At 35.4% G+C, this 9,456-nt stretch carries 6 protein-coding genes; 2 read left to right on the top strand and 4 right to left on the bottom strand.

Annotation, left to right across the window (positions count from 1 at the left end; genetic code table 11):
- The coding region (locus OCL94_RS12970) for a Rib/alpha-like domain-containing protein (protein ID WP_262997342.1) at nucleotides 1-3,288 on the bottom strand (3,288 nt) is incomplete at its 3' end.
- 758 nt (nucleotides 3,289-4,046) lie between these two features.
- Between OCL94_RS12970 and OCL94_RS12965 the strand changes: the two genes are divergently transcribed.
- Together OCL94_RS12965 and OCL94_RS12960 are read left to right on the top strand one after the other, a co-directional pair.
- Nucleotides 4,047-4,232 carry a hypothetical protein gene (locus OCL94_RS12965; RefSeq protein WP_262997341.1) on the top strand — a complete coding sequence of 62 codons (186 nt, stop codon included), beginning with the start codon at nucleotides 4,047-4,049 and terminating at the stop codon, nucleotides 4,230-4,232.
- Between the two features lie 24 nt (nucleotides 4,233-4,256).
- On the top strand, nucleotides 4,257-5,768 hold the full coding sequence (locus OCL94_RS12960; RefSeq protein WP_262997340.1) for a glycosyltransferase: 1,512 nt from the start codon (nucleotides 4,257-4,259) through the stop codon (nucleotides 5,766-5,768).
- A gap of 15 nt (nucleotides 5,769-5,783) precedes the next feature.
- Here OCL94_RS12960 and gtfB read toward each other — a convergent pair whose 3' ends face one another.
- The 3 genes from gtfB to OCL94_RS12945 all read right to left on the bottom strand — a co-directional run.
- Nucleotides 5,784-7,088 carry an accessory Sec system glycosylation chaperone GtfB gene (gene gtfB, locus OCL94_RS12955; protein ID WP_262997339.1) on the bottom strand — a complete coding sequence of 435 codons (1,305 nt, stop codon included), beginning with the start codon at nucleotides 7,086-7,088 and terminating at the stop codon, nucleotides 5,784-5,786.
- A complete protein-coding gene (gene gtfA / locus OCL94_RS12950; protein WP_262997338.1) occupies nucleotides 7,081-8,580 on the bottom strand; it encodes an accessory Sec system glycosyltransferase GtfA in 1,500 nt (499 codons plus the stop codon). The genes gtfB and gtfA overlap by 8 nt, the downstream gene beginning before the upstream one ends.
- Before the next feature lie 209 nt (nucleotides 8,581-8,789).
- Nucleotides 8,790-9,456 (bottom strand): SdrD B-like domain-containing protein (locus OCL94_RS12945; RefSeq protein WP_262997337.1); only part of this gene is annotated, 667 nt, incomplete at its 5' end.

Genomic DNA, 9,456 nt, shown 5'->3' with positions numbered 1-9,456 from the left:
ATCTGGATACGTTACTGTTACTGGAATTGTCACAGGTCCTGCTGGTACTGTAGCATCTGGGTTCACTGTAATCGATCCGTCTGGATTTACTGTCGCCCATGCTGGTACACCTGCTCCTGGTGCGAATGTTGTACCTGTTGGTAATGCCACACCACTTGCGTTCACTGGTGGTGCGATTGTTACTGTTGCTCCTGGTTCTACCGCTGTATCTACATAATCAGGTGCATTATCTACCGCATCTGTTGTGCCTACTGTTACAACAACATCGATTACTTCTGTTGAGCCGTCTGGATACGTTACTGTTACTGGAATTGTCACAGGTCCTGCTGGTACTGTAGCATCTGGACTTGCTGTAATTGTTCCATCTGCGTTTACTACTGCCCATGATGGTAATGTTGCCGCATCTGCTGGTGCGTAAGTTGTTCCTGCTGGTGGTGCTGTTTTATCTGCATTTAATGGTGCAGCGATTGTTACAGGTGTTCCTGGTTCTACTGATGTATCCACATAATCCGGTTGGTTTGTTGAAGCATCTGTAATCTTAACAACAAATGAATCAACTGCTAACGGATATGCTCCTCGAGTTGTTTTATCTGTTGGATTAATTGCAAAGATTTTCGCAGTGTAAATATCACCATTTTGTGCTGTTGTTGGTACTACGAAATCAGCTGATGGCAATGTTCCTTTTGTATCTGCATTTTGTATAGCAGAAGCTGCTACTTCTTTACCAGTCTTATCAAACCATACGATTTGGTATAAACTATCTGGTGCGATATCTGAAGAAGCTAAACCAACAGTATTTGTTGTTACTGTGTTTCCAGGTGAAGCTGGTGTTGTATTTGTATTAAAGTTCACGACATCAAAGTTCATTTGATCTAAGAATAAACCAAAATCTGCACCTGTGATGTATTGATCTGCTACTGCATCAATTTTATTGAATGTAGTCCAAGAAGTATCGGCATTATCGAATAAGAATTTGTTTCCATAATACGGACTTGCAAAACCATAACTATCTACACCTTGTAAAGAAACATACGTCCAATCTAAGTTAACGTGTTTCGGTGCAGCATCAATTGTCATTGCATTTACACCCGCACTAGTATCGCCATACCAAGAACCAATTTGTGGACTTGATGCTACATGGTTAAATAAATCCGCATATGTTGAACCAATTGGTAATCCTTCAGAAATTGCTAATGCGTCAGGTAATACAGTATTACTGTTTGTTGCAGAATCAAGTAATGCTCCATTAAATCCACGGTCATTCCACTCTTTACCGTATGTACCGTTGAATTGTAAGTTGTAGTTACCTTTAGCATCCGTTGTTGTCGTTACTGTTTCTGCGATCCATAATGCTGTACCTTCTGCTGCAATTTGTTGTTTGATCCAATTTTGTAATGCTTGTTCTTTCGTGTCATCCCAACCGATACCACGAATATTTGTTGTTCCAATCGCTGCAGGAGCTTTAGCGTAAATTTGTTGTAAAGCGTAATCTGATAAATATGAACCTACAACAGTAATATTCGTTGCTGGCGTATCAGTAGTACCACCAGAATTTGCAACTGTTGTTGCCATTGTTTGTGTACCTTGGTTGACGTTGTTATTCCAGAATACAGTACCTTTAATGAAGCCAGATTCACCAGGTGCTTGAATAGCAGGTGTTGCATTTGCCATATCATGCATTGTCGCTGTATCTGTTTTTGGTACATAAATGAAGTTAAAGTTATTTAATTGGTCTGGCCCTAATGCATAACTTGCATTATATGCAGTATCCATTACTGCTGATTGAGGTCCTAATTGGCTATTCTCCCAAGAATAGTACAATTGTAATCCTGCTGGTGTTTCAGCCCAAATACGCCATTTTTCACCTTCAGGCAAGTTTGGATCTGCATCAAATTTAGCTGTAGTGCCATCTGCCTTCGTAAAGTCTTGCATAACGATATGGTATGTACCATCTGGCATCGTTACCGTTGTATAAATTGGAGATGCTTCTCCTGATTTTTCAATCCATTGCGCAAATACACGTACGCCTGCTAATGGTGTTGCTACATTCGGATTATTAAATTCTAATGGGTTTCCTGACCATTGTTGCACAACTTTACCATTTACTGTATGTTGTGTTGTTGAGTTGAATGCTGCAGATTCAATAACATTTACTCCATCAACTGTTAAAGTTGAATCACCAGCACTAGTAGAAGCTACTAATCCATTGATTGGTGCATTCGCATCTAATGTAATTGACTTCATATTCGTTAACGAATTTCTAGTTGCTACAGGTGTTGCAACAACTGTTGTTGCTTCTTGTTTGCTCGCAATAGCTTGTAATAAAGCTGCCATTAATTCATCTGAAGTTAAGTTTGCATAATCTAAATTTAATGCATCAATTTGAGCTACTGCCTCTGCTTGAGTAGTGCCTGTGTTTTGTGCTAAATAATCAGATAATGCAGCTTTTTTCTCGTCAACAGTTGTTAATGTGTTTAACTTAGCTGTCGTTTGATCTACAGTTACTGCTGCAGTATCCACAGATGTCGTTGTCGGTGCTTCTGTAGAAGGTGTAGCTGTCGTTGCTGCTTCTGTTGTTGGCGCTTCTGTTGTTGCAGCCTCAGTAGTAGCTGATTCTGTAGTCGGCGCTTCCGTTGTTGACGCTTCTGTTGTCGGTGCTTCCGTTGTTGCTGTTTCTGTTGTTGGGGCTTCTGTTGAAGGAGTGATAATATTTGCTGTTACTTCAACTGGTGCGCTCTTTAATTGTCCATCCACTGTTACAACTTTAACAATTTCACCACTACCTACATTTAAATTATTAAATGTAAAAGTACCATTAGCATCTACTACAGCTTTCTCAACTGTGCCATTTGCTAATGTTAATTCAACTGTTTGACCTGCAGTCGCTGAACCAGTTAATACTGAATTATCAGCGTTAAATTTTACATTTGTCGCTTTTTCAGGAGTTGTTGCTGGCGCTTCTGTTGTTGGTGCTTCTGTCGTCGAAGTTGCTGCTGTTGGCACTTCCGTCGTCGGAGCTACAGTCGTTGGTACTTCTGTCGTTGGAGCAGCCGTTGTTGGGGCTTCTGTTGTCGGAGTTGCTGTCGTTGGCGCTTCTGTTGTCGGAGTCGCTGATGTTGTCGAAGGTGTAGTCGTATCGCCTACAGCAGCATCCGCTTCAACTGAATTCCCTAAAAACATTAATGATCCAATTAAAATAGACGCAGTACCTACTGTGAATTTTCTGATTGAATACTTGTTTAACTTGTTCGGGATAAAGTCCAGTTTACTTTTTCTTGATTTTTTCATTATATTCCTCCTAGTGGATATGTATCTTTTTGATACATTATTACAATTCAATTATATAGTATACGAATTATTATATTAACTAATATCATTTAAATTTATTAATTTAAATGATAAATATTTATTCTTCCGAATATTGAAGATTTTTAATTTCAAAATATTATCAAATATAGTCATTCTGTTTCAATACAAATATATTAAAACGCACACTACATAAGCGTTTTCCATTAACTTACTTTACTTAAAGGAGTAAAAATTCACAATAATTAATCTATTAATTGTGAACATTTTGTGACAAAAATACAGAACTTATTCAATTGTTGGCACTTTAAAACACGACAAATCAGTAATAAATGTCCCTTTTTTTACGCATTTTGATATATTAATATAATTTTCAAAACATGGTTCACTCAATATTCAATCATTGTTTTTAAAATCACTTTTTGATAACGCTTACACAGATGAATTATGCATGGAAAATCTCATATTTTATATTATGCTATTTGGTTTATATTGTCTTAATACAAAATATATTTTTTATACTCCGATAATAATGAGTTTCTACATTACTCATTATATTCATGTATACCATATTCACATTTAATTGCTTAAGATTATGTTTAATATTTTTACTTACTTTATAATCATTACTTAGAAAAGGCGACAAAATGATATCAATTGTCGTCTTTTTTATAATGCTCAAAAGTGATAAAATACAATATACTCGTTACAAATTAAATTAAAGCAGGTGCTATTCATATATGAACGAAAATAAATCATTAGAAGAAATCAATAAAGAAATCGAAGAACAACTATTACAAGAAATGGAGAATCAAGAACACGAAGAAGAGAAAAAAGGGCGTCGTGCAATTTTTAGTGTCGCTGGATTTATTATGCTCTTTTTCGCAATTAGAATGATTTATAATTTATTTAGACCGTTTTTCTAAAACTAACATCTTGAGGAGGTAGGCATGCATTATTTTGTGGGCATCGGTATATATCATAGCTTTACCGGCGTGGAAAAAGCGATGTTTAATCGTTTAAAATTATTTAAACAACATCAAATTCCTGCTAAATTATTAACAGTCAACTATCATCATTTAAGTTCTATGTACGCTAAACAATTTGGTATTGAGAATGACGTCTTGAATATGTATGACTATTTCCAGCAATGTATGTATGTACACCCGAATCAGTCATTTGACTATACGAATTACTGGAGAACACATTTAGGATATGAAACACAAATTGTAAACTATGGTAAAGATATTAAGGTTACGCAAAATGGACGTAAAGTGATTTACGCACGTTTCTTTGATGATGACTTTACTCAACCTATGTTTATCAATTACTTTAATGCTAGAGATCAGTTTGTCAAACACGAAGAATATGACGTCCGTGGGTTCTTGAGTTCTGTTTGTCATTATGCAGAAGGAAATAAAACTGTCTATCAGGAATTCTTTACACCAACTGGCGAGAAAGTCATAGAGAAATATTATGATGAAATGGAGAAGAACTTACGTCCCACAATGATATTTCTAAAAAATCATTATGGTCAATTTGAAAAATTCGATAGTGAGGAAGCACTCATTTCACACTTTTTAGACTTAATTCATAAGCCAGATGATATATTTGTAATCGATCGACCATTAGAATTGGTGCCAGCGTTTTTGAACATGCAGGCAAAAGCAAATAAAGCAGTAGTAATTCATATGCAACATCTAGCGGATAATCGCTTAAAGTGGCCTTATGACTTACTATTTAAACATCTCGATCAATTTAATGCACTCATTACATCTACAAAGGCACAACAGCAGGATATTGCATCATTTATTCAACATGATGCACAATACAAACCGATTCACGTCACGAACATTCCTGTCGGTTATGTAGATCAACAATTATTAAAGATTCCTAATGTAAAAAAGCAGCGTAATCATTTTATTTCTGTTTCAAGATATGTTGTCGACAAACAACTCGACCATCAAATTCGTGTCATTCATCGTTTACACGAAAAATTTCCTGATATTACACTTGATTTATATGGATTTGGCTCACAACACCAACAACTTGATGCATTAATTCAATCATTGAACGCGGAATCCTATATTAAACTTCGTGGCTTCAAAGATGATTTAACAGACGTTTATGGCCGTGCTGTCGCAAGTTTACTCACAAGTAATTCTGAAGGCTTTGCATTAGCCGTGCTTGAGTCGTTATCACATCATACACCGGTTATTGCATATGATATTGATTACGGCCCTAATGAAATGATTATTGATGGGGTAAACGGCAATCTTGTACCGTTGAATGATGAAGAAGCATTATACAATACTTTATATCAACTATTATCAAATCAGGCTCAGCAAATTCATTATTTCAATCAATGTATACCATCCATTGAGCCTTACTACGATCAACGAATCATTGAGCAATGGCAAACTTTATTCAAACAAATACAAACAAAGTCCGACCAAAAATAATTGGTCGGACTTTGTTTATTTTATAGCTTCTTTTATGACTTGTGCTGAAACAATGTTAGCATGACAACGCTGTTTATATAACAACGCTTGTCTATATTGATGAGATTCCATTGCTTCACGTACTTCATTGATTGTGCTATCTAGACTTTCTTCATTAAAGTAATGACTTGTGAAAGCTCTATTGTGCGCTACTGTATCATTCGCATAAATCAGTAAACTATGATTAAAAGCAGTACGTACTGCATTTACAATTTCATTACCTTTGTTAATATCTAAGTAAAAGCCACTTCGTTCAAATAATGCTTCAATATTATGCACCTTTACATTCGGATACAATCTCACATTTGCATGTTTACCTAGTCCCATTAGCGCAGACGACATCTCAGTTAAAGCAGCAATATGAATTGTTACGTCCGGGAATGCATTAATCCACTGCTCAATTTGAATAAGCTGATCAGAATTCGTCATAATCAGTATATCTTGTGCATCATTTTGTTGTTTCGTTTCAATCATATACCCAAAAGGACGAATGCGTTGATTATTGGGTAATGCTGATTGAATTTTTTCATGCTCTTCTTTATCCGGTACTAGCAAGATATAGTCACGTTTGTTATCTTCTAATATTTGCTTCATATTACCGGGTATTTGTTCTTTAATATGTTCTTGCCAAACAACAAATTTCTTTGTCTGAGTAGACAAATTGAAGGTAGATGATAATGTAAATCCTAATGAATTCATTAATAATATTTCATTATGAATCTGTGCTGCATAATAGTAATACAACATGAAGGCATCATAACTTTCAAATAAATGAACTTTATCATCTATATTCAATATCACATTATTCGTCACAAAATTAATATAGTAAATAAGTTTACCTACATGATTTAAGTAACGTATGAACACGCGTTCACCTGCTATATTGTATGTCGATTCTGCATATTTCTTACCATATTGATCATAGTGATCAATCGTTCTAATCCTACCCGCACTATCCAGCCATTCCACTTGCTTCACCAGTCGAATCCCTGAAGCACTGTATTTAATATGCGCACGTTTCACACGTGATTCATCTAATACTTGTGCCATATTATTATCACCGGCAATCTCCCAATAGTCTGGAATACATACTTCGTTAAAGAATAGTGGTTTTATTTGTTGCTTCGGGTTTTTTGCAAAGAAACGATACGGTGTATCAAAATCTTCTGGAATAAATCCATTATCTTCTATGATTACTGTTCTATTACGAATTCCTGCTGATATTAACGTTGTATAGAGTAATTCAGTAGATGCTGAATATTGTTCGAATAAATTAATCATGACTAACATCCTTTATGAGTTTCTTCCATTTAAATAGTGTCTGCTGTTCAAGAAATGCTTCAGCAATTTTATGTGAATGGTGTTGGATTGATGTAATATCATTGTTAAAGAAGTTAATAATCGCTTTGCTATATGCATCTGCAATTTCATTAACAGATAGTTGATCTAAATCTAGTGATAATAAATACCCATTATCATCGTTTCTAATAAATGTTGGGTTGCCGTAATTTACATCAAGCCCAATTAATCCAAGACCAGATCCAACAGCTTCTAATAACGTCAAACCAAATCCCTCACTCGTCGACCCCGAAAGGAAGAGTTGGTAATTCGGATATATATCCTGCAACTTTGCATGACCTTTTAGCGCAATATAATGTGTTGCATTGTGTTCTATAATGCGCTTGCGTAATGCATCGCGCTCTCCACCTTCACCATAAATATCAAATGTTAGTTCAGGTAATTGCGCCTTCACCTTGACTACTGCATCTATTAACCAGTCAATATGTTTTTCAGATGCTAATCTGGAAGCTGTCATTATTGAATATGATTGCCCATGATTTTCAACTAATGATGCTATTGAGCCAACAGGTATCGTATAAATGACTGGTTGCACATGATAATACTTATCAAACTGTTCTTTTAATAATAGCTCTTGTTGCTCGGTTGAAACAATGAAGAAATCAACTAAATGATGATTATGGAACATGTACTCATAATGATTATTCCATAGTATATTGTTTTCCGTAGATAGAGGTGCATTATAATGTTCGGCATGCACAACGACACCAACTTGTGCAGGTCTAATATTTTTTAAAATGGCAGGACCTAAATCCGTTGAACGATCAATAAGCACAATATCCTCTTTCGATAACTTTAGCGATTGAATAAAATAGCTGATGAAAGCTGGCTTTCCGTAAAGTATGCAATCACTAAACTTATATATATTTTCACCTTCTAAATATTCGGTGAATGCAATACTTCCATCTTCATTAAAGAACTCACGCATGTATAATTCAGATTTATTATTTTTAGGTGCATAATACTCTGAGTATAATTTTGTATACGTAAAGACATCTTTTCGAATAATCTTTCCATCTAATACGTATTCTACTCTATCAAGATAGGGTTCGTCTGCTTGTTTCATAAAACAACGAATAAAGTTTTGTGTTCCTTTTAAATGAAGGATTTTATTCTTCTTAAGATGATCTATGTTGACGATTGTTGTATCAAGACTATTAACAAATTGATTTAATGTATATGTTGTTGGTGCAATTTTAATGTCTGTGAAATGTTGATATAACCATATAATTTCATGGTCTTGAAACGACATATTTTCTGTTAATGTTTGTATATTCTCTAAGCTAAAGAAATCCAGAAAGATATTTTTAAACGGAATATTATCTGAACGCATGAGATCAGCTCTATATTTTTGGGCATATTCAACGCCACTACTTGCCCAGCCAATGCCGAAATTTAAGTTGTAAATAGTCATAAACTCATTCCTTCTAGATGTTTTAGTATATAAGTCTATTATAATTGATTTACAACTTTATTTCGTGTGAAAACAAGCAATAAATAAATTTCTTCATAATAGTAGCTATGAAGATAAGTAACAAAGAATGAACAAAAATAATTAAGAAAACTTTAAGACAAAATAAAATGGTATGAGTCATTAGCGACTCATACCATTTCAATTATTACCTATTTTTTTCTTCTGAATAATAATGCGCCACCTAAACCTGCTAATATTGCTGCTAATGCGCCGCCATTATTTGCTTCACCTGTATCTGGTAAAGAAGTTAATGATGCATTATTGTTTGGTGTTGCTACAGTATCTTTAGGTGTTCCCGGATTACTTGGTGCTGCTGGTTCACTTGGCGTTCCTGGGTTACTTGGTGTACCTGGATTGCTTGGTGTACCTGGAGTTCCCGGGTTACCTGGATTATTTCCTGTTTCATTGTGAACAGGTGTACTTGGATTATTTGGTGTTTCTGAACCTGTATTACCTGGTACTTCTGGTTCTGGATCTAACGGTGTACCTGGCTCACTTGGTGTTCCTGGTTCACTTGGTTCGCTAGGTGTTTCTTTTACGAATCCTGAATCAATTGTTGGATTATCTTGTCCAGCAACTACAATCTTAACAATTGTACCGTCTGAATCTGTCGTGTCGTTACTAGTATTTGATGTTGTTGGTGTGTAGCCATCTGGTGTTTCAAACGTGATTGTGTTATCGCCATTTGGTACATTCGGGAATTCATAATGTCCATTTTCATCTGTCACAACTGTTTCAGTTGATCCGTCTGGATGTGTAATTGTTACCGTTACACCTGGAATGCCTGGTTCACCTGCATCTTGTTGACCATTATGG

It is taken from the genome of Macrococcus capreoli (assembly GCF_025628935.1).
Classification (GTDB): Bacteria; Bacillota; Bacilli; order Staphylococcales; family Staphylococcaceae; genus Macrococcoides; species Macrococcoides capreoli.
This window is presented reverse-complemented; position numbering and strand designations above follow the sequence as displayed.

Bases quoted from the DNA above. Each gene is read 5' to 3' on its own strand.
- gtfB (WP_262997339.1), bottom strand. From the start codon at position 7,088: ATGATTAATTTATTCGAACAATATTCAGCATCTACTGAATTACTCTAT.
- gtfA (WP_262997338.1), bottom strand. From the start codon at position 8,580: ATGACTATTTACAACTTAAATTTCGGCATTGGCTGGGCAAGTAGTGGC.
- OCL94_RS12960 (WP_262997340.1), top strand. From the start codon at position 4,257: ATGCATTATTTTGTGGGCATCGGTATATATCATAGCTTTACCGGCGTG.
- OCL94_RS12965 (WP_262997341.1), top strand. From the start codon at position 4,047: ATGAACGAAAATAAATCATTAGAAGAAATCAATAAAGAAATCGAAGAA.